The sequence below is a fragment of the Telluria mixta genome (assembly GCF_029223865.1).
GTDB lineage: Bacteria > Pseudomonadota > Gammaproteobacteria > Burkholderiales > Burkholderiaceae_D > Telluria > Telluria mixta.
This window is the reverse complement of sequence record NZ_CP119520.1, coordinates 325,797-347,440: the sequence shown is the minus strand read 5'-3', so window position 1 is coordinate 347,440 and position 21,644 is coordinate 325,797. Positions and strand designations below refer to the sequence as shown.

Below are 21,644 nucleotides of genomic sequence, written 5' to 3'. Positions count from 1 at the left end.
ATAAAAGCTTGAAAACGCGCCCCGCGCACGAGACGAGGAAACTGAAGTGGAAAATGACATCGATAACAATAGCGCCATCGCCGCCGAAGCGTGGTGCATCCGCGAAGACGCGCTCGACCCGGCGCGCGCTTTCCTGCACGAGACCCTGTTCACCCTGGGGAATGGCTGGATCGGCATGCGCGGCACGCCGGACGAAGGGACGCTCAAGCGCGCCGGCCAGACGCTGGAAGGCACCTACCTGAACGGCTTCCACGACACGGAAGCGATCCGCTATCCGGAAAACGCCTACGGCCTCGCGCGCATCAATGAATTCATGCTGAACGTGCCGAACGCGAAGCGCATCGCGGCGGTCATCGACGGCGAACGGTTTTCTCTCGACGGCGGCAAGGTCCTCGCGTGGGAACGCACGCTGGACTTCCGCACCGGTCTGCTCGTGCGCACGGTCGAGTGGGAGACCACGACAGGCAAGCGCCTGCGCATCGCGAGCCGCCGTCTTGTCTCCCTCGTGCACAAGCACGTCGCCGCGATCGAATACGCCGTCACGCCGCTGAATTTTTCGGGGGCCGTGCGCATCGTCGCGGACATCGATGCGGATGTGACGAATTTGCAGGCCGGCGACGACCCGCGCGTCGGTTCCGCGCTGACGGGAGCCTCGCTGATCGAGGCGCAACGCGAGGTGGGCAGCGAAGCGGGCGCGCACGATGTGCTGCTGCTGCAGCGCACGCGCCACAGCGGTTTCACGCTGGCCACCGCGACGCATGCCGTGGCGTCGGGCGCTGCCCGCGTCGAGCAGGCCGGACTGGGCCACGCGTTCGACGCGGACGTGGAGCAGGGCGCCACGTTCACCGTGCACAAATACGTCGCCTACGCGAGCTCGCGCGACATGGCGCAGGACGCCGTCGGCCCGCACGCACGCGCCGAGCTGGCGCAGGCCCGTGCGGCCGGTTTCGATGCGTTGGCGCTTGAGCAGGCCGACTATCTGTCCCGCTTCTGGGAAGACGCCGACGTGGCCATCGCCGGCGACGACGCCCTGCAGCAGGGCGTGCACTTCAACCAGTTCCACCTGCTGCAATCCGTCGGCCGCGACGGCAAGACGAACATCGCGGCCAAGGGCGTGACGGGCGAGGGCTACGAAGGCCACTATTTCTGGGACACGGAAATCTATGTGTTCCCGTTCTTCCTGTATTCCCGTCCCGAGATCGCGCGCGCGCTGCTGCAGTACCGCTACAACGGCCTGCCGAAGGCACGCGAGCGCGCACGCCAGATGGCGCACGACAAGGGCGCGCTGTACCCGTGGCGCACGATCGCGGGCGAGGAATGCTCCGCGTACTTCCCGGCCGGCACGGCGCAATACCACATCAATGCGGACGTCGCCTACTCGATCCGTTTATACCTGCTGGCCACCGGCGACTTCGACTTCATGGCAGAGCAGGGCGCCGAGATCGTGCTGGAGACGGCGCGCATCTGGACCGGCATCGGCAGCTACGACCGGCAGCACCGCTTCTGCATCAACACGGTGACGGGGCCGGACGAATACACGGCCATCGTCAACAACAACTACTACACGAACGCGATGGCGCGCATGCACATGACGTTCGCGGCGGATGTCGCCGAGCGCCTGCGTGCCGAGCGTCCCGCCGACTACGCGCGCGTGGCGCAAGCCATCGGCCTGGACGATGCCGAGATCAAGGCGTGGCGCGCCGCCAGCGCCGCGATGTATCTGCCGTACGACGACGCCCTCGGCATCCACGAGCAGGACGACAGCTTTCTGTCCAAGAAGCCCTGGGATTTCGCGAACACGCCGACAGAGAATTACCCGCTGCTGCTGCACTACCACCCGCTGGTGATTTATCGCCACCAGGTGTGCAAGCAGGCGGACGTCGTGCTGGCGCTGCTCCTGCTGTCGAACCAGTTTTCGCTCGACGACAAGCGCCGCGACTTCGATTTCTACGAACGCGTGACGACGCACGATTCCTCGCTGTCGTCCTGCATCTTCAGCATCGTCGCGAGCGAGATCGGCTACCGCGACAAGGCGTACAGCTATTTCATGGAGACCGCGCGCCTGGACCTGGACAACACGCACGCGAACACGCAGTACGGCGTGCACACGGCCGCGATGGCCGGCACGTGGCTCGGTGTCGCCTACGGCTTCGCCGGCATGCGCCTCGACGAAGCGGGCATGCGTTTCGCGCCGACGCTCCCCGACCAGTGGACGGGCTACCGCTTCAAGGCGCAGGTCCGGGACACGCTGCTCGAGGTGTCGGTCGACGCCACCGGCACCGACTACCGCCTGCTGCGCGGCGACGTGCTGGTCTTCGCGCACGCCGGCAAGACGGTCGAACTGAATGCACAGCGCACCCACATCCGCATGGAGAACAAATAATGACTTCAAGATTCAAAGCCGTGATCTTCGACCTCGACGGCGTCATCACCGACACGGCCCACTACCACTACCTGGCGTGGAAGCGCCTCGCGGACAGCGTCGAAGCCCCGTTCGACGAAGCCTTCAACGAACAGCTGAAGGGCGTCGACCGCATGGGTTCCCTGGAACTGATCCTCGCACGCGCGCCGCGCACGTACACGCCTGAAGATAAGCGTGCGCTGGCCGACAAGAAGAACGCGCATTACCAGGAACTGATCGCGACGATGACCCCGGACGATTTGCTGCCCGGCGCCCTGCGCGCGCTGGAAGACGTGCGCGCGGCCGGATTGAAGATCGGCCTCGCGTCGGTCAGCCGCAACGCGTTCACGGTGCTGGACCGCCTGGGCATCCGCGACCGCTTCGACGACGTCGTCGATGCCGCGACCGTCGTCAACGGCAAGCCGGATCCGGAGATCTTCCTCACCGCCGCGGCGCACCTGGGCGTCGACCCGCAGGATTGCCTGGGCGTGGAAGATGCCGTCGCGGGCGTCGCGTCGATCAAGGATGCGGGCATGTTCGCCGTCGGTGTCGGCAGTCCGGAGGTGCTGCAGCGCGCGGACCGTGTGATACCGTCGATGGCAGCGTTCCGGCTCGAAGACTACTAAAACATAACCATAAAAATATTGGAGACAACATGAACCAACGACGCATCATGCTCGCCCTGTTCATGATTTACTTCGTGTTCGCCATCCTGCTCAACAGCGTGGGCACGGTGATCCTGCAGGTGATTCACACCTATGGCGTCGACAAGGGCGCGGCGAGCGTGCTGGAAGGGTTCAAGGACCTGCCGATCGCGATCGTGTCGTTCTTCGTCGCGTCGACCCTGCCGCGCTTCGGCTACAAGAAGGCGATGCTGGTGGCGCTGGCGATCGTTACCGCCGCCACGCTGGCGATGCCGATGATCCCGGCATTCGCGACAGCGAAACTGCTGTTCCTGTGCGTGGGCGTCGCGTTCGCGTTGGTGAAGGTGTCCGTGTACTCGACCATCGGCCTGGTCGCGCGCGACCGCAAGCACCATGCGGGCATCACGAACATGCTGGAGGGCTTCTTCATGGTCGGCGTGCTGTCGGCGTACTGGATCTTCGGCTTCTTCATCGATGCGGACGATCCTGCATCGACGAGCTGGCTGAACGTCTACTGGCTGCTCTCGGGCCTGTGCGCAGCGACGTTCCTGCTCGTGCTGGTGACGTCGTTCGACGAATACGGCGCCGCGCCGCCGGACAGCCGCGGGCCGGCCGCCGACTTCATCGAGATGCTGCGCCTGTTCGTGCGGCCGCTCGTGTACGTGTTCGTGCTGACGGCATTCCTGTCCGTCCTCGTCGAGCAGGCGATCGGTTCGTGGCTCCCCACGTTCAACAACGAGATCCTGATGCTGCCGGCCACGATGAGCGTGCAGGTCACGAGCATCTTCGCGGGCTGCCTCGCGGTGGGGCGGCTGCTGGCGGGTGTCGTGATGCGCCGCCTGAACTGGTATCCCGTGCTGACCGTGTGCATGCTGGCGATGGGCGCGACGGTGCTGCTGTCGCTGCCGCTCACGCACGGCATCGCTCACGATCCGAACGTGACGTGGGCGACGGCGCCGGTGGCCGCGTTCCTGTTCCCGCTCATCGGCCTGTTCATGGCGCCGATCTACCCGGGCATCAATTCCGTGATGCTGAGCTCCCTGCCGCGCCACCAGCACGCGCCGATGACGGGGCTGCTCGTGATCTTTTCGGCGCTCGGCGGCACCACGGGGTCCTTGATCACGGGGTATGTGTTCGGGCACGTGAACGGGCATTTCGCGTTCTACCTGACGCTCGTGCCGATCGTGCTGATGGTGGGCAGCCTGTATGGGTTCAAGCGGCAGGTGGAGAAGAGCCCGGCCGAAGCGGTCGTCACGGCGTAGGCTGGCAACCCGGGTCGGCTTGCGTCGGCTCGGCCTTCTGCGCCAGCAGCAGCGCCCTGAAATCCTCCGCCCGCATCGGCTTGCCGATCAGGTAACCCTGCAGGACGTCGCATCCCGTCGAGCGGATCGCTTCCTTCTGCAGCTCCGTCTCGATGCCTTCGCAGATGACGTCCAGCTTGAGCGACTTGGCGAAGGCGATCACGCCGTTGACGATGTCCAGGCAGCGCCGGTCCTGCTCGATCTCGCGCACGAACGAGCGGTCGATCTTGATCGCGGTAATCGGCAAGGTGCGCAGGTACGAGAGGTTCGAGTAGCCCGTGCCGAAGTCGTCGAGCGCGATGCGGAAGCCGTCGCGCTGCAACAGCCGCAGCACCGCCGCGGCCTTGTCGATGTCCTGCATCAGCATGCTCTCGGTGACTTCCAGCTTGATGCACTCGGGGTCGAGGTCGTAATGGGTGACGATGTTCGTCAGCAGCGGCGGCAGGTTCTCGTCCATCAGCTGGCGCGGCGAGACGTTCACCGCCATGCGCAGCCGGTAGCCCAGCAATTCCCATTCGCGCGCCTGGCGGCACGCCTCCTCGCACACCCAGGCGCCGACGGCCGTGATGGCGGGCGAGCCTTCCAGCATCGGCAGGAACAGGTCGGGGGCGAGCAGGCCGAGGCGCGGATGTTCCCAGCGCAGCAGCGCCTCCGCGCCCACGACGGCGCCGTTCGCGGCGCTGACCTGCGGCTGGTAGAACAGCACGAACTGGCGCCGTTCGAGGGCCGAGAACACGTCCTGGCGCAGCTCCAGCCGCTGCTTGAGCAGGTGGCGCGCCGTCGTCGAGAACACGGCGAACGTGTGGCGGCCGTTGTCCTTCGCTTCGTACATGGCCGCGTCCGCGTTGTTGAGCAGCTCGTCGGCCGAGTAGTCGCGGCCCGTGCCGATCGCGATGCCGATGCTGCCGCCGACCGACACGTAATGGCCGTCGACGGGAATCGGCGTGGCAAGGTGCTGCAGGACGGCCGCGGCCACGCCCTTCGCGCCTTCGGTGTCCATGCCTTCGAGGACGACCACGAATTCGTCGCCGCTGATGCGCGCGACCGTGATGCCGGCGCCGGCGAGGCTGCCCAGGCGACGGCCGATTTCCTGCAGCGCGTTGTCGCCCGCGCGGTGGCCGTGGGCGTCGTTGACTTCCTTGAAGTGGTCGAGATCGACGAACAGTACGCCCACCGGGCGCTCGTCCTCGACGGAACGGGCCAGCGCTTCGTCGAGCGCGCGCAGGCAGCTGAAGCGGTTGTGCAGACCCGTCATGCTGTCGTGCGTGGCCATGTGCAGGAGCCGCGTCTCCGCTTCCTTGCGCTCGGTGACGTCGGCGAAGAACGCGGTGACGCCTTCGCGCGACGGGTACACCCGCAGTTCCAGCCAGATCCCCAGCGGCGCGTAGAAGTTCTCGCACCGGGCGACTTCGCGGTCGTGCATCGCGTGCTGGTACGCCTCGTAGAACGGGCCGCCGACGGCTTCCGGGAACTCGTCCCACATGTTCTTCCCGATCAGGTCTTCCGGCGCGCGGTCTATCCACGCCGCGCCGCGCGCGTTGACGTACGTGAAGCGCCACTCGCGGTCGAGCGACACGCAGCCGTCGGAGATGCTTTCCAGGACGGTGCTCAGGCGTTCGCGTGCCTGCACGGCGGCCTGCTGGGCTTCGACCACTTCCGTCACGTCCTGCAGGAAGGCGACGAAGTGGGTGGGCGCGCTGCCGTTCTCGTGCACGGGAAACAGGTGCATGCGGCTCCAGAACGGGCTGCCATCCTTGCGGTAGTTGCGCAGCAGCGCCGTGCAGACCTCGGCGTTTTCCACGCAGTGGCGGATCAGCGCGATCTCGGGCTGGTCGCGGTCGTCGCGCTGCAGGAAGCGGCAGTTGCGGCCGACAACTTCGTACAAGGCGTAACCCGTCATCCTCTCGAACGCGGGGTTGACGTAGGCAATGGGATTGTCCGGCAGGCTGGCGTCGGAAATGATGATGCCCGTGTTGCTCGCCTCGATCAGTCGCTTGAAGAACGGCACTGGCAACTGTTCGATCTTGTCGAGGAGGGAGCGGACTTCTTCAGGAGAACAATTCTGCATGATCGTCTACCTTGGCGCTGGACGTTATCAGTGTAACGCCGCCTGAGGCCGGCATGCAGCACGAAAGACAGCTGTGTCCGCATGTTGTTGCCTCTGGGATGGGACCGGTTCAATCCACGCCCAGCGCCGCCATTTTCGCCCGTAGCGCCAGCCGGTCCGCATCGATCTGCGCGCCGTTCGTCTGGCGCGACAGCGCGGCCTTATCCTTGCGGCCGAGGAAGTAGGCGATGCGCTCGGCATTGGCGCCGGACGGATGCGGAATGCCGTGCAGGATGCGGTCGGCGGCCAGCACGCCGCGTGCCGCGAGCCAGTCGAGCGCCAGGCCGACCTTCGGGCCCAGCGGCACGTACACGGCATCGGGCAGCAAGCGCGCCTCGGCCGCGAAATAGTCGAGCAGCTGGGCCTGCAGCAGCGGCGTCGTCAGCATGTTCGGCGATGCGCCGTTGTAGTTCTTTTCGTTGACGAATACCGGATGGCGCAGCACGGCCGTCACGTGCATCAGGTGCGCGTGTTCGCCGAACAGCGACGCGCAACTGGCAATGCCGAGCCAGCGCTGCAGGCCCACGTGGTCGAGCAGGGCGACGAGGTTCGGGCGGATCGCGCCGGAAAACGCGCCGGTGTACTTGGCTGCGCGCAGCAGCTCCTCCTGCGCCGCGCCGAGTGCCAGCCGCCGCCGCGCCTCGCGCACGGCGTTCTTCCATTGCACGAAACCGGGCGAGATGCCGACGAGGACGAGCCGCGCCGCGTGGTTCACATAATCGAACGGGATGTAGTGGGCGCTGATGGTCCCTGCGCGTACCAGCAGGAAGCCATCGGGGATCTGCGCGGGCGTGTTCACGAGGTCCGGATCGGTGTCCAGGATGAGGTCGCGGAACGCGGGAAAGGTAGCCAGCATGAAAATCGTAAAAAGTTCGAATTCCTCGGATTGTGCCATGTGAAATCGTTGTCACGTGTCTTTACCTGGTTTTACACATACAAAAAACGATATCGAAGTTGCCGAAAATTTGATTGGATCGTTCTCGATGTTGCGCCTAACATTACCGATAAGCATGCCAGTTCTGAAAGCGTTTCTAGGCTTTCTGAAACATAACAATACTTACATAGCAATAGGAGACGTATGGAACCCATCGCATCGGGTCGTTTTGCACCCGCTTCGCGCGCCTTCGCACTGCGCGGCACGGTGGCCGCACTCATGGGCATTGGCCTGTTGACGAGTGTTTCCGTCCGCGCCCAGGACGCCGGCGCCTCCCAGGACGCCAACCAGGCCAACGGCAGCAACGTCGTGGTCGTCAGCGGCCAGCGCCAGGCGGCGCAGAGCGCCCAGACGATCAAGAAAAACGCGGACCAGGTCCTCGATTCGATCGTCGCCGACGACATCGGTAAATTCCCGGACAAGAACGTGGCCGAGATCCTGGCCCGCGTCACCGGCGTGCAGGTCCTGCGCGGTGCCGGCGAAGCCAGCACGGTCGTGGTCCGCGGCCTGGGTGGCGCGAAGACGCTGTTCAATGGCCGCGAGATGTTCACCGCCGCCAGCCGTTCGTTGGCCCTGGCCGACGTGCCGGTCTCGATGCTGCAGCGCGTGGATGTCTATAAATCGCAGGGCGCCGACATGGTCGAAGGCGGCACCGCGGGCACCATCGACGTGCGCACCTTCCGTCCGTTCGACTTCAAGGGTTCGCAGGTCGCCATCAACGCCCGCGCCGAAAACCGCGACAAGGCCGGCAAGACCGATCCGCAGGTCGGCGGCCTGTGGTCGAACCGCTGGAAGACCGACATCGGCGAAGTCGGCCTGCTGGGCGGCCTGTCGTACCAGCGCGGCCGCTACAGCGACGAAGTGGCATGGGCCGGCCAGCCGGCCACGTACCAGGCCAACGGCCAGACCGTGCAGGGCGCGGACGGCAACGGCCGCGTGATGACGACGGGCGACCGCAAGCGCCTGGCCCTGAACTTCGCGGCCCAGTGGCGCCCGAACCGCGACATGCAGTTCTATGCGGAAGGCTTCGGCACCAAGATCGACCATGACGCGCAGAGCGTGTTCTTCGTCGGCGGTTTCCCCGTGAACAGCCCGACGTCGACGATCAAGACGATCACCGAGAACGGCAAGAACTACCTGGACAGCATCAGCAATCCGAGCGACACGTCGCTGGTGCTGAGCTCGACGCAGGCGCGCCGCGACTGGTCGAAGGGCAGCCAGCTGGCCCTCGGCGGCACGTGGGACGCGACGCCGACGATCCGCCTGTCGACCGAGGCCGTACGCACGGTCTCGACCTACCGCCAGGAAAACCCGATCCTCGACTCGATCTATACGGCGCCCCATGCGGTCGTCGGCGGCACCCGCGACGGCGGCGGCTATGTCGATTATCCGGGCACGGACCTGACCGATCCGTCCAAGTGGACCATGATCGCGCTGTACGACAACCACAACCACGCGAACGGCGCGTCCAACGACTGGCGCGGCGACGTGACGTGGACCCCGGAAAACGACGGTCTGCTGAAGGAATTGAGCGGCGGCCTGCGCTGGGCGCAACGCGACGCCTCGTATGCGCACGAACTGGGCAACTACCGTCCGGCGACGATCACTGGCCAGAATCCGGGCAGCGTCCCCGGCCTGTCGTGCCTGAGCCCGGAGACCCACGGCAACTATGGCCTGAACCAGTACTACGCCGCCTGCTACAAGTTCCTGCTGGATAATACCTCCGTCGTGCGCCAGGCCATCCTCGGCACGCCGAACGGCCTGCCGGACGATCCGCTGTCGCTCTACACGGACCGCGAAACGTCGCAAGCCATCTACGGCAAGGCCAAGCTCGGCTTCGACGCCTTCGGCGTGCCGATCGATGCGACGGCCGGCGTGCGCGTCGTGAACACCAAGCAGAGCGTCAACGGCAACTCGCGCAGCGGGACGGGTCCCGTCACGCCGGTGTCGGTCTCGACCAGCAATACGGACGTGCTGCCGAGCCTGAACGTGCGCGCCAACTTCCGCAACGACCTGGTCGGCCGCGTCGTCTACGGCAAGGCGATCGAGCGCGCCGCGTTCGGCGACTACAACCCCGGCGTCGTGCTCGGTTCCGTCACCACGACCAACGGCAATCCGCCGGGCGGTGCAGGCGGCAACCCGAACCTGAAGCCGCAGGAAGCCCGCAACCTGGACGTCTCGCTGGAGTGGTATTTCTCGAAGGACGGTTCGCTGACCGGTACGGCATTCCAGCACGACTTCAAGAACTTCATCCGCCACAAGACGACGACGGAAACGATCAACGGCCAGGCCTACCTGATGGACCGTCCGTACAACACGGACACGGCCAAGCTGTACGGCTTCGAAGCGGCGTACCAGCAGTTCTTCTCGTTCCTGCCGGGCTGGCTGAGCGGCCTGGGCATGCAGGCGAACTTCACGTACATGAACGGCGGCATGACGGAGCCGGACGGCACCCGCAACACGTTCCCGGGCATGTCCAAGCGGGCCTACAACCTGGTCGGCCTGTACGAGCGCGGCCCGTGGTCGGCGCGCCTGGCCTACAACTGGCGCGACAAGTTCGTGGACACGTACAACTACCGCGGCCTCGGCCTGAACCTGGTCGTGGACCCGATCAAGACGCTGGATGCCTCGATCTCGTACAAGATCACGGACAACCTGACGGCGACGCTGGACGGCAGCAACCTGCTGGACCAGGAGTACCACGATTACCACGGTACCCCGCTGCTGCCCCGTGACGTGCGCCGTTATGACCGTGTCGTCGGCTTTGCCCTCCGTTGGAAACACTGATCCAGGTTTCTAATCGTTAGGCAATAATCAGGGTGCTGCGCGGAAAATCCGGGTAGCACCCTCGTCGTTTGGAAGGACGTCCCTATGCAAACCCAGAAACTTTCCACTCTCGAAAAAGTGGGCTTCGGCGCCGGCGACATGGCGCTCAACGTGGTGATCTCATCGATGATGCTGATCATCACTTTCTTTTATACGGACGTCTATGGCCTCAAGACGACCGACCTCGCGCTGCTGTTCGTGCTCGTCAAGATCGTGGGCGCCATTTCCGACCTGATCGTCGGCCAGATGACGGACACCTTCCTCTCCCGCTGGGGCCGCTATCGGCCGTATTTCCTGTTCCTCGCGATCCCGTACGGCCTGTCGGTGTACGCCGTGTTCAGCACGCCGGACTGGAACTATGACGCCAAGCTCGTGTGGGCCTATTCCACGTACATCCTGATGACCCTCATGACGTCGGGCGTGGGCGTGCCGTACATCTCGCTGATCAGCGGCCTGACGAGCGACCCGCAGGAGCGCCTGTCCGCCAACGGCTACCGGCTGTTCCTGGCGAAGGTCGGCGCGTTCATGGTCACCATCGTCGTGCCGATCCTCGCGCAGCGCTGGGGCAACGGCAACCAGGCCGCCGGCTACCAGGCGGCGATGGCCCTGATGGCGCTGCTGGGTGTCGTGCTGTTCCTGTTCACCTTCTTCACGACGACGGAAAGAGTCGTCTACAAGACGAAGCGCCAGCCGCTGATGGAACAGATCGCGGTGCTGGCACAGAACGACCAGTGGCTGATCCTGTGCGCCGTGTGCGTGACGGGCACCATCGGCTACGTGATCCGCGGCTCCGTCGCGATCTATTACGCCAAGTATTATCTGCACGGCGACACCGAGACCGTGTCCGCGTTCCTGTCGACAGGCGTCGCGGCCGCGATCATCGCGATGGTCGTGTCGACGTGGGTGACCAAGTTCTATTGCAAAGTCAAACTGTTCCGCTACACGCAGCTGATGGTGGCGGTGCTGTCAGTGATGATTTATTTCCTGGTCAAGCCGGGCGACACGGCACTGGCCTTCGTCCTGTACTTCCTGCTGTCGCTCGTCGTCGACCTGCACGCGCCGGTATTCTGGTCCGCGATCGCCGAGACCATCGACTATGGCCAGGTCAAGACGGGCAAGCGCGTGTCGGGCTTCGCGTTCGGCGGCATCTCGGTCGCGCAGAAGGCGGGCATGGGACTCGCGGGCGGCATGGTCGGCCTGCTGCTGAATTATTTCCACTACCAGCCGAACCAGGAACAGAGCGCGCTGGCGCTGCAGGGCATCGCGCTGATGCTGTCCGTGATTCCCGGCTTCTTCCATTTCCTGATGGGCGCGCTGATGTTCAAGTACCGCATCAGCGATGAATACTATTCGACAGTCAAGGAAGACCTCCGCGCCAGCGCGTGATTCACTAGCGAGAACAACATGCAAGACACCGTCCTGAAACCCCTTATCGAACAACGTGCCGACCCGTACATCTACAAGCATACGGACGGCTATTACTATTTCACCGCCTCGGTCCCGCAATACGACCGCATCGAACTGCGCCGCGCGAAGACGATCGCCGGGCTGGCCACCGCGCCCACCGTCGATGCGTGGGTGAAGCCGGACACGGGCCCTTACAGCGAGCTGATCTGGGCACCGGAAATGCACTTCAACATGGGCGCGTGGTACGTCTATTTCGCCGCCGCGCCGAGCCGCGAGATCAAGTACAAGCTGTTCCAGCACCGCATGTACGCGATCCGTAACACGAACGCGAATCCGCTCGAAGGCACGTGGGAATTCATGGGCCAGGTCGACACGGGCATCGACACTTTTTGCCTGGACGCGACCACGTTCAACCACAACGGCGTGCTGTACTACCTGTGGGCGCAGAAGGACAACGAGATCGAAGGCAATTCGAACCTGTACATCGCGAAGATGAAGACGCCGTGGCAGATCGAAGGCAAGCCCGTGCTGCTTTCGAAGCCCGAGTACGACTGGGAAATCCGCGGCTTCTGGGTCAACGAAGGTCCGTCCGTCCTGCGCCGCAACGGCAAGATCTTCATCTCGTATTCCGCCAGCGCCACCGACGAGAATTACGCGATGGGCCTGCTGTGGGCCGACGAGAATGCGGACCTGCTCGATCCGGCCGTGTGGACAAAGTCGCGTGAGCCCGTGTTCCGTACATGCTACGATCACGGCATCTACGGACCCGGCCACAACAGCTTTACCTATGCTGAAGATGGCGACACCGTCATGCTCGTCTACCACGCGCGCACTTATACGGAAATCGTCGGCGATCCGTTGTGGAACCCGGACCGCCATACCTTCGTCAAACCGCTGCGCTGGGACGAGAACGGCATGCCGGTATTCGGGCGGCCATCCACCCTCTGAGGATATAACAACGTGCAAAACGGAATTACCCAGGCGCCGTTCGGGACTTTGCCCGACGGTCGGCAAGTGTCGCAGTACACGCTCAAGAACAACAACGGCATGGTCGTGAAGGTGCTGGATTTCGGCGGTATCATCACCGAGATCCACGTCCCGGACCGCGACGGCGTCTTTGCCGACGTCGCACTCGGCTTCGAGACGCTCGAGCCCTACATCAAGGACAGCCCGTATTTCGGCGCCCTGATCGGCCGCTACGGCAACCGCATCGGCAAGGGTCGCTTCACGCTCGACGGCAAGCAGTACCAGCTGACGACCAACAACGGCAACAACCACCTGCACGGCGGCGATCCGGGCTACGACAAGGTGTTGTGGACGGCCGCCGTCGAAGGCGACGGCCTCGTCCTGCGCTACCACAGCCCGGACGGCGAGCAGGGCTATCCCGGCAACCTCGATGCCACCGCCACGTATCTGCTGACCGACGATAACGAGATCGTCGTGCGCTTCCACGCCGTGACCGACCAGCCGACGCCCGTCAACCTGACCCAGCACAGCTATTTCAACCTGGCCGGCGCAGGGCAGGGCGACGTCCTGGCCCACGAGATGACGATCGACGCCGACAAGTTCGTGCCCATCGACGCGGAATCGATCCCGTTCGGCGAACTGGCCCCCGTGACCGGTACGCCATTCGATTTCCGCAAGCCGCGCACCATCGGCGAGCGCATCGAACAACCGGACAAGCAACTGCGCCACGGCACCGGTTACGACCATTGCTGGGTGCTGAACCGCAATCTCGGCGAGCGCGGCCTGAAGCGTGCCGTCCACGTGTGCGAACCGACGTCGGGCCGCGTGCTGGAACTGTTCACCCAGGAACCGGGCGTGCAGTTCTATAGCGGTAACTTCCTCGACGGCTCGCTGAGCGGCAAGGGCCATCCCTGGATTTTCCGCAGCGGCTTCTGCATCGAGCCGGAGCACTACCCGGATTCGCCCAACCAGCCGGCGTACCCGAACACGATCCTGCGTCCGGGCGAAGTCTATGAAACGGAATCGCGCTTCCGCTTCTCGGTGGCGCAGTAATCAGGAGACTGGAGAAAAATCGATGATGGAACTGGTGGTGGATGGCCGGCACGTGCTCGGCGAGGGGATCATCTGGGACGACAAGGGCGCACGCCTGTTCTGGACCGACATCGAAGGCAGCGAACTGTGGTCGCACGCACCCGCAACGGGCGCGCTGCAGCGCTGGCCGCTGCCCGAGCGCCTGTGCTCCATGGCGCTGACGCACGACGACGGCCGCCTGCTGCTGGGTCTCGCGTCGGGTCTCGCGTTCTTCGACCTGGCCAGCGGAGAACTCGACCGCATCTGCGACGTCGAGGCGCACCTGCCCACCACGCGTCTCAATGACGGCCGCACCGACCGCCAGGGCCGCTTCGTGTTCGGCGTGTTCAACCAGGCCGAGAACCCGAAGGATCCCATCGGCGGTTTCTACCGGCTGAATCACGACCTGTCGCTGGAGCGCCTGCCGCTGGGCGGCGTCGCCATCGCCAACAGCATCTGCTTCAGCCCCGACGGCCGCACGATGTATTACGCGGATTCGGGCACGCGCGAGATCCGCTGCTGCGACTATGATCCGGACACGGGCGCCATTGCCAACCTGCGCGAATTCGCGGCGGCCGACGCGGCGCCGGGCGATCCGGACGGCTCGACCATCGACGCGGACGGCTATCTGTGGAGCACGCGCTGGGGCGCGGGGCAGGTCGTGCGCTTCGCCCCGGACGGCGCCGTCGATCGCGTATTGACGCTGCCCGCCCCGCAACCGACGTGTCCGGCGTTCGGCGGACCCGGCCTGGACGTCTTGTATGTCACTTCCGCAACAGTCGGCCTGCAGGCCGGCCAGCTGGCAGATGCACCAAAATCGGGCGGCGTATTTGCAAAATTGCTACCAGTTAAGGGCTTGGCAGAGGTGAAATTCGCTGGTCGGCGCCGATAGCGGTAACAGCGATGCCGATAACGATATCGATTGCTGCTAAAAATTGATTGGAAAGTTATCTTATCGGCCTTTAGACTTCCTTCATCGCTGAGCTGGACGACGACAAGGGTCGCTCAGATTACAAAAACGACGGAGGAAGAATGTCCGAGACAAAAAAGAAGCCCACCCTGCGTTCCGCAGCGTGGTTCGGTACCCAGGACAAGAACGGCTTCATGTACCGGAGCTGGATGAAGAACCAGGGTATCCCCGATCATGAATTCCAGGGCAAGCCGATCATCGGCATCTGCAACACCTGGTCCGAATTGACCCCCTGTAACGCCCACTTCCGCAAGCTCGCCGAGCACGTCAAGCGCGGCATCCTGGAGGCGGGCGGCTTCCCGGTCGAATTCCCCGTGTTCTCGAACGGCGAATCGAACCTGCGTCCGACCGCCATGCTGACCCGTAACCTGGCCAGCATGGACGTCGAAGAATCCATTCGCGGCAATCCGATGGACGGCGTCGTCCTGCTGGTCGGCTGCGACAAGACCACGCCGGCCCTGCTGATGGGCGCGGCCAGCGTCGACATTCCGGCCATCGTCGTCACCGGCGGCCCGATGCTGAACGGTAAGCTGAACGGCAAGGACATCGGTTCCGGCACCGCCGTCTGGCAGCTGCACGAGCAGGCCAAGGGCGGCCAGATCTCGATGCACGACTTCCTCGCCGCCGAAGCGGGCCACTCCCGCTCGGCCGGTACCTGCAACACGATGGGCACCGCGTCGACGATGGCCTGCATGGCCGAATCGCTGGGCGTCTCGCTGCCGCACAACGCCGCGATCCCCGCCGTCGACGCGCGCCGCTACGTGCTGGCGCACATGTCCGGCATCCGCATCGTCGAGATGGTCAACGAAGACCTGAAACTGTCGAAGATCCTCAAGCGCGAGAACTTCGAGAACGCGATCCGCACGAATGCCGCCATCGGCGGTTCGACCAACGCCGTGATCCACCTGAAAGCCATCGCCGGCCGCATGGGCGTGCCGCTGGAACTGGAAGACTGGACCGCTATCGGCAAGGGCACCCCGACCATCGTCGACCTGCTGCCTTCGGGCCGCTTCCTGATGGAAGAGTTTTACTACGCCGGCGGCCTGCCGGGCGTGCTGCGCCGCCTGGGCGAAAGCAACCTGCTGCCGCACAAGGACGCGTTGACCGTGAACGGCAAGACGATCTGGGAAAACGTCCAGGACGCGCCGATCTACAACGACGAAGTGATCCGCAAGATCGACAACCCGCTGATCGACGACGGCGGCATCTGCATCCTGCGCGGCAACCTGGCCCCGCGCGGCGCCGTGCTGAAACCGTCGGCCGCATCGCCGCACCTGATGAAGCACCGCGGCAAGGCCGTCGTGTTCGAAGACTTCGACCACTACAAGGCGCGCATCGTCGATCCGGACCTGGACGTCGACGAGAACTCCATCCTCGTGATGAAGAACTGCGGTCCGAAGGGCTACCCGGGCATGGCCGAAGTGGGCAATATGGGGCTCCCGCCGAAGCTGCTGGCGAAGGGGATCACCGACATGGTCCGCATCTCGGATGCGCGCATGAGCGGCACCGCCTACGGCACCGTCGTGCTGCACGTTGCACCGGAAGCGATGGCCGGCGGCCCGCTGGGCATCGTCAAGGACGGCGACTTCATCGAACTCGATTGCAAGGCCGGCCGCCTGCACCTGGACGTGCCGGAAGACGAGATCAAGACCCGTCTCGCGGACCGCGCCGAGAACCAGAAGGAAGCGCCGCGCACCGGTTACGCCGGCCTGTACCTGGATCACGTGCTGCAGGCGGACGAGGGCTGCGACTTCGACTTCCTCGTCGGCTGCCGCGGTTCGGCCGTGCCCAAGCATTCCCATTAATGTTGGCATTCGCGTGGGCACGGGGTGCCCACCCTACCGTGTTGCGTAGGGTGGGCTCTCCGAGCCCACGCGCTATTTGAGATCCCACTATGCTGCTCATCCAATACAAATCCGCCACCGGCGACCGCCGCGTCGGCATCCTGAACGGTGACACCGTCACCGCCATCACCGGCTACGCCACCACCTTGGAACTCGCGCAGGCCGCCATCGCGCAGGGCAAGGGCCTGGCCGTCCTGGCAGACGCCGCCGCCAAAGGCGACACCGAATCGTACGAAGCGATCGCGCAGGCAGGCCGCGTGCTGGCCCCGCTCGACCATCCGGACGCCGCCCACACCTACGTCACCGGCACGGGCCTGACGCACCTGGGCAGCGCCGACACGCGCGACGCCATGCACAAGAAGATCGGCGGCGACGTCGAGACGCTGTCCGACTCCATGAAGATGTTCCGCATGGGCGTCGAAGGCGGCAAGCCGGAAGCGGGCAAGGCCGGCGTGCAGCCGGAATGGTTCTACAAGGGCGACGGCTCGATCGTGCGCGCCAGCGGCCAGGACATGGAAATGCCGGACTTCTCGCTGGACGGCGGCGAAGAGCCGGAGATCGCCGGCCTGTACGTGATCGGCGACGACGGCCAGCCATACCGCGTCGGTTTCGCGATCGGCAACGAGTTCTCGGACCACGTGACGGAACGCCAGAACTACCTGTACCTCGCGCACTCCAAGCTGCGCAACTGCGGCATCGGTCCGGCGCTGCTGGTCGGCGAGCTGCCGGCCCACGTCGAAGGCGTGTCGCGCATCCGCGCCGCCGACGGCTCCGTGCGCTGGGAAAAGGCGTTCGTGTCGGGCGAGCAGAACATGTCGCACACGATCGGCAACCTGGAATACCACCACTTCAAGTACGGCCTGTTCAACCGCCCGGGCGACGTGCACATCCACTTCTTCGGTACCGCGACCCTGAGCTTCGCCGACAACATCAGCGTACAGGCCGGCGAGACCTTCGAAGTCGAATCGCCGCAATTCGGCCCCGCACTGCGTAACAAGCTCGCCGTACAATCTACTCAATTCGCGAAAGTGAAGACCTTATGACCATCGCACAAATCACCGGCGAAGCCCTCATCGGCGGCGTCGCGCAGCGCGGCGCCGGCGGCTCGTTCAAGGCCTGGAACCCGGGCGCACGCACGCACATCGAACCCGCGTTCAACATGGTCGACATCGACCAGATCGACCAGGCCTGCAGCCTGGCCGGCAAGGCGTTCGACATCTTCCGCAACACGACCGACGAAGAGCGCGCCGCGTTCCTCGACACCGTCGCCGAGCAGATCATGGCCCTGGGCGATGCGCTGGTCGAGCGCGCGATGCTTGAAACCGGCCTGCCGCGCGGCCGCATCGAAGGCGAGCGTGGCCGCACCTGCACCCAGCTGAAGCTGTTCGCCAGCCTGCTGCGTGAAGGGTCGTGGCAGGATCCGCGCATCGATCCGGCCCTGCCGCAGCGCACGCCGCCGCGTCCGGACCTGCGCAGCCGCCTGATCGGCGTCGGCCCCGTCGCCGTGTTCGCCGCATCGAACTTCCCGCTCGCATTCTCCGTCGCCGGCGGCGACACGGCATCGGCCTTCGCGGCCGGCTGCCCGGTCGTGCTGAAGGCCCACTCGGCCCACCCGGGCACGTCGGAACTGGTGGCGCGCGCCGTCGTGAAAGCCGTCGAACTGTGCGGCCTGCCGGCCGGCACGTTCGCGCTGCTGACCGGCACGGGCAACGGCATCGGCCAGGCGCTCGTCGCCCATCCGGCCATCCAGGCCGTCGGCTTCACCGGTTCGCGTTCGGGCGGCACCGCCCTGATGGCCGTCGCTGCGGGCCGCCAGCAGCCGATCCCGGTCTACGCCGAGATGAGCAGCATCAATCCGGTGTTCCTGCTGCCGCAGGCGCTGGAACAGCACGCCGAGCGCATCGGCCGCGAATTCGCCGCGTCGCTGACCTTGGGCGTCGGCCAGTTCTGCACCAACCCCGGCCTCGTGCTGGCGATCGACGGCCCGGGCCTGGCGACGTTCTGCGCGTCGGCCACGGCCGCGCTGAACGACACGCAGCCGGCGACGATGCTGTCGGCCGGTATCGCATCGAGCTTCCGCCGCGGCGTCGCCGCGCTGGGCAGCAACGAAGCGGTGACCACGCTGCTGCGCCTGGAGCACGAAGAGAACCAGGGCCACGCCGCGCTGTTCCGCGTGGAAGGCGACGCCTTCCTGGCCCGCAAGGAGCTGCATGAAGAAGTGTTCGGCCCGGCCTCGCTGCTGGTCGTTTGCAAGGACGTCGAGCAGATGCGCGCCATCGTCGAGCACCTGGAAGGCCAGCTGACGGCCGCGATCCACCTGGAAGAGGGCGATATCGCGGCGGCACAGGTCCTGCTGCCGACGCTGGAGCGCAAGGTCGGCCGCATCTTGGCCAACGGCTTCGGCACCGGCGTGGAAGTGACGCACGCGATGGTGCACGGCGGTCCGTTCCCGGCCACGGCCGACGGCCGCAGCACCTCGGTGGGCACGGGCGCGATCTTCCGCTTCCTGCGCCCCGTGGCGTACCAGAACCTGCCGCAGGCACTGCTGCCGGCGGTGCTGCGCGACGAGAACCCGCGCGGCATCTGGCGCCGCCGCGACGGCGCGCTGGGCAAGGACTGATACGCCAACAAGCCGCATACGTCACGCGTGGGCACAGGGTGCCCACCCTACGCAAGCGGCGACAGTAGGGTGGGCTCCCCGAGCCCACGCGTTACACATAGAATAAGAGTAAGGAGACGACGATGGGTACTTTAGCCAAGTACGGTAGCCTCGAAGGCAAACGGGTATTCGTGACGGGCGGCGGCAGCGGGATCGGTGAAGCGATCGTCGCCGCGCTGGTGGAGCAGGGCGCGCTGGTCGGCTTCGTCGACATCATGCGCGATGCCAGCGAAGCGCTGGTGGCACGCCTGGCGGCAGCAGGCCACAAGGCGCCGATCTACCGCTACTGCGACATCACCGACATCCCGAGCCTGCAGGCCGTGATGGCCGAGATGGCCGCGAAGCTGGGCGACTTCGACGTCGTCGTCAACAACGCCGCCAACGACCAGCGCCACCAGATCGGCGAGGTGTCGGTCGAATACTGGGACGAGCGCATCAATATCAACCAGCGTCCGATGTTCTTCACGGTGCAGGCCGCGCTGGAAGGCATGAAGCGCCGCGGCGGCGGCTCCGTCATCAACTTCAGTTCGATGTCGTGGCACGCCAAGAATCCGAACTACCCGATCTACGCGACCACGAAGGCCTCCGTGATCGGCCTGACGCGCTGCCTGGCGCGCGACCTGGGCAAATTCAACATCCGCGTCAACACCGTGACGCCGGGCTGGGTGATGACCCAGCGCCAGATCGACCTGTGGCTGGACGAGGCGGGCGAGGCCGAGATCGCGCGCTCGCAATGCCTGCCGGGCAAGCTGATGCCCGAGGATATCGCCGCGATGGTGCTGTTCCTGTCCGCCGACGACAGCAAGATGTGCACGGGCCAGGAATTCATCGTCGATGCCGGCTGGGTGTGACCAGGACGCCTGTCCTTTTCCTCCCCATCTAAAACCGTCAATCCCGAGCCTGTGGGATTGACGGATTCTGCACTTCACAACAATACAACCACCCTAATGGAGACCACATGAAGGCATTCCAACCCACCATCCTCGCCCTCGGCCTTGCCGCCGCATTCTGCGCCGGCGCCGCGTTCGCCCAGGTGAACGTCACCGTCGACGCGTCCAAGCCGGGCGCGGTGATCGACAAGGACGTCTACGGCCAGTTCGCCGAGCACCTCGGCACCGGCATCTACGGCGGCCTGTGGGTTGGCCCGGATTCGAAGATCCCGAATACCAAAGGGTGGCGCAACGACGTCGTCGGCGCGCTGAAGGACATGCACGTGCCGCTGGTCCGCTGGCCGGGCGGCTGCTTCGCCGACGAATACCACTGGCGCGAAGGCATCGGCCCGCGCAACAAGCGTCCGGTGAAGGTCAACACGAACTGGGGCGGTGTGCCGGAAAACAATGCGGTGGGTACGCATGAATTCTTCGACCTCGTCGAGATGCTGGGCGCGGACGCCTACGTCAACGGCAACCTCGGTACCGGCACGCCGCAGGAAGCGGCCGAGTGGATCGAGTACATGACGTCGGAAGGCAAGTCGACCCTGGCCGAACTGCGCGCGAAGAACGGCCACCCGGCGCCGTTCAAGGTCGCCTACTTCGCCATCGGTAACGAGTCGTGGGGCTGCGGCGGCAACATGCGTCCCGAGTACTACGCCGACCTGTACCGCCAGTGGCACACGTTCCTGAAGGCGCCGCAGCACCTGCGTCCGAAGATGATCGCCAGCGGCGGCAACGGCGACGACACCAGCTGGACCGAAGTGCTGTCGCGCGACCTGAAGGGCCGCACGGAAGGCATCACCTTCCACTATTACACGCTCCCGACCGGCAACTGGGACAAGAAGGGCGCCGCCACCGCCTTCCCCGAGTCCGAATGGTTCTCGACCATGACCAACACGCTGCGCATGGAAGACTTCGTGCGCAAGAACGTCGCGATCCTCGACAAGAACGACCCGGAGAAGAAGATCGGCTTCGACGTGGACGAGTGGGGCACCTGGTACGACGTGGAGAAGGGCACCAACCCGGGCTTCCTGTTCCAGCGTAATACGATCCGCGACGCCGTCGTGGCCGCGCTCAACTTCAACATCTTCCATGCCCACGCCGACCGCGTGCGCATGACGAACATCGCGCAGATGGTCAACGTGCTGCAGGCGATGATCATCACCGACAACGAGAAGATGCTGCTGACGCCGACCTACTACACCTTCAAGATGTACGTGCCGTTCCAGGGCGCGACGTCGCTGCCGGTGGCGCTGTCGAACAACACGACCTACGGCTCGAACGGCCAGGGCGTGCCGGGCATCAGCGCGTCGGCTGCGAAGGCCAAGGACGGCAAGACCTACGTCGCCCTCGTCAATACCAACCCGCATGACGCCACCGACGTCGTCCTGAACGTCGCCGGCCAGAACGTCGGCGCCGTGCGCGGCCAGCTGCTGACCGCGGACGCGATGGATGCCCACAACACGTTCGAGCGCAAGGATGCCGTCAAGCCGGTACCGTTCAGCGCCAACGCCAGCGGCGGCAAGCTGACGATCAAGGTGCCGGCCAAGTCGGTGCTGGTCGTGGCCGTGGAAGGCTGAGG

15 protein-coding genes are annotated in these 21,644 nt (G+C 65.1%); 13 read left to right on the top strand and 2 right to left on the bottom strand.

Features of this window, described 5'->3' with window-relative positions; all coding sequences use genetic code 11:
• The first annotated feature begins 46 nt into the window (after positions 1-46).
• The 3 genes from P0M04_RS01545 to P0M04_RS01535 are packed head-to-tail and all read left to right on the top strand — an operon-like array spanning position 47 to position 4,307.
• Entirely contained in the window at positions 47-2,383 is a 2,337-nt protein-coding gene (locus tag P0M04_RS01545; RefSeq protein WP_259449078.1) for a glycoside hydrolase family 65 protein, read from the top strand.
• Positions 2,383-3,027, top strand: coding sequence for a beta-phosphoglucomutase (gene pgmB, locus P0M04_RS01540; protein WP_259449079.1), 645 nt, complete (start codon positions 2,383-2,385; stop codon positions 3,025-3,027). The genes P0M04_RS01545 and pgmB overlap by 1 nt, the downstream gene beginning before the upstream one ends.
• Before the next feature lie 29 nt (positions 3,028-3,056).
• On the top strand, positions 3,057-4,307 hold the full coding sequence (locus P0M04_RS01535) for an MFS transporter (RefSeq protein WP_259449080.1): 1,251 nt from the start codon (positions 3,057-3,059) through the stop codon (positions 4,305-4,307).
• Here the strand turns inward: P0M04_RS01535 and P0M04_RS01530 are convergent.
• Positions 4,297-6,414 (bottom strand): EAL domain-containing protein, encoded by a 2,118-nt coding sequence (locus P0M04_RS01530; RefSeq protein ID WP_259449081.1) that lies wholly within the window; start codon positions 6,412-6,414, stop codon positions 4,297-4,299. The genes P0M04_RS01535 and P0M04_RS01530 overlap by 11 nt on opposite strands.
• 109 nt (positions 6,415-6,523) lie before the next feature.
• On the bottom strand, positions 6,524-7,309 hold the full coding sequence (locus P0M04_RS01525) for a hypothetical protein (RefSeq protein WP_259449082.1): 786 nt from the start codon (positions 7,307-7,309) through the stop codon (positions 6,524-6,526).
• A gap of 222 nt (positions 7,310-7,531) precedes the next feature.
• On the opposite strand from P0M04_RS01525, the gene P0M04_RS01520 reads away from it, so the two are divergent.
• From P0M04_RS01520 to P0M04_RS01475, 10 genes are all read left to right on the top strand, one after another.
• Positions 7,532-10,174 (top strand): TonB-dependent receptor, encoded by a 2,643-nt coding sequence (locus P0M04_RS01520; protein WP_259449083.1) that lies wholly within the window; start codon positions 7,532-7,534, stop codon positions 10,172-10,174.
• Positions 10,175-10,258: 84 nt separating this feature from the next.
• Positions 10,259-11,599: an MFS transporter gene (locus P0M04_RS01515; protein ID WP_259449084.1), complete on the top strand. Its 1,341-nt coding sequence runs from the start codon at positions 10,259-10,261 to the stop codon at positions 11,597-11,599.
• Between the two features lie 18 nt (positions 11,600-11,617).
• Positions 11,618-12,568 carry a glycoside hydrolase family 43 protein gene (locus tag P0M04_RS01510; RefSeq protein WP_259449085.1) on the top strand — a complete coding sequence of 317 codons (951 nt, stop codon included), beginning with the start codon at positions 11,618-11,620 and terminating at the stop codon, positions 12,566-12,568.
• A 12-nt stretch (positions 12,569-12,580) separates the two neighbouring features.
• Complete coding sequence (locus P0M04_RS01505) at positions 12,581-13,639, top strand: aldose epimerase family protein (RefSeq protein WP_259449086.1); 1,059 nt, start codon at positions 12,581-12,583, stop codon at positions 13,637-13,639.
• A gap of 22 nt (positions 13,640-13,661) precedes the next feature.
• Positions 13,662-14,549: an SMP-30/gluconolactonase/LRE family protein gene (locus tag P0M04_RS01500; RefSeq protein ID WP_259449087.1), complete on the top strand. Its 888-nt coding sequence runs from the start codon at positions 13,662-13,664 to the stop codon at positions 14,547-14,549.
• Positions 14,550-14,689: 140 nt separating this feature from the next.
• Positions 14,690-16,432, top strand: a complete 1,743-nt coding sequence (locus P0M04_RS01495) for an IlvD/Edd family dehydratase (RefSeq protein ID WP_259449088.1) — start codon at positions 14,690-14,692, stop codon at positions 16,430-16,432.
• An 89-nt stretch (positions 16,433-16,521) separates the two neighbouring features.
• Positions 16,522-17,514 carry an AraD1 family protein gene (araD1, locus tag P0M04_RS01490; protein ID WP_259449089.1) on the top strand — a complete coding sequence of 331 codons (993 nt, stop codon included), beginning with the start codon at positions 16,522-16,524 and terminating at the stop codon, positions 17,512-17,514.
• Positions 17,511-19,091 (top strand): aldehyde dehydrogenase (NADP(+)), encoded by a 1,581-nt coding sequence (locus P0M04_RS01485; protein ID WP_259449090.1) that lies wholly within the window; start codon positions 17,511-17,513, stop codon positions 19,089-19,091. The genes araD1 and P0M04_RS01485 overlap by 4 nt, the downstream gene beginning before the upstream one ends.
• A gap of 122 nt (positions 19,092-19,213) precedes the next feature.
• Entirely contained in the window at positions 19,214-19,981 is a 768-nt protein-coding gene (locus P0M04_RS01480) for an SDR family NAD(P)-dependent oxidoreductase (RefSeq protein ID WP_259449091.1), read from the top strand.
• A gap of 107 nt (positions 19,982-20,088) precedes the next feature.
• The gene (locus tag P0M04_RS01475; RefSeq protein ID WP_259449092.1) at positions 20,089-21,642 is read left to right on the top strand and encodes an alpha-N-arabinofuranosidase; all 1,554 of its coding nucleotides are present in this window, start codon (positions 20,089-20,091) and stop codon (positions 21,640-21,642) included.
• Positions 21,643-21,644 lie beyond the last annotated feature (2 nt).